Below are 511 nucleotides of genomic sequence, written 5' to 3'. Positions count from 1 at the left end.
TGGGGTGCTGCCGGCGACGTTGCACGTGGACGAGCCGTCGCCGCATGTGGACTGGTCGGCGGGTGGTGTGCGTCTGCTGACGGAGCGGATGTCCTGGCCCGAGGTGGATCGTCCGCGCCGCGCTGGTGTGTCGTCGTTCGGGATCAGTGGCACCAACGCGCACGTCATCCTTGAGCAGGGGCCTGCTCGGATCGAGGAGGCTCGCCAGGGCGGCGAGCAGTCGCCGGAGTTCGCGGGGCCCATGCCGGTCGTGCTGTCCGGCAGGAGCGTCGATGCGGTGCGGGCCCAGGCGGCGCGGCTGCTGGCGTTCGCAGACGACCGACATGAGCCGGCGCTGCCCGACCTCGCCTATGCGCTGGCGACGAGCCGAGCAGCGCTGAACCACCGCGCCGTCGTCGTGGCGGACGACGCGTCGTCGCTCTGCCTCGGCCTGACCGGGCTGGCGGCGGGGGAGCCGCAGGGGGGTGTGGTCGTCGGGAGCGCGGTGTCCGGTGGTCGGGCGTTCCTGTTC

At 73.0% G+C, this 511-nt stretch carries 1 protein-coding gene; it reads left to right on the top strand.

Annotated elements, in window-relative coordinates; genetic code table 11:
• Positions 1-511: ketoacyl-synthetase C-terminal extension domain-containing protein (locus NGF19_RS30450; RefSeq protein WP_289738560.1), on the top strand; the 511-nt coding region annotated here is incomplete at both ends.

Origin of the sequence: Streptomyces macrolidinus (genome assembly GCF_023887685.1) — a bacterium.
In the GTDB taxonomy this organism is placed as follows: Bacteria; Actinomycetota; Actinomycetes; order Streptomycetales; family Streptomycetaceae; genus Streptomyces; species Streptomyces macrolidinus.
Note: the sequence above shows the minus strand (reverse complement) of the source record. Positions and strands in the feature narration are given on the sequence as shown.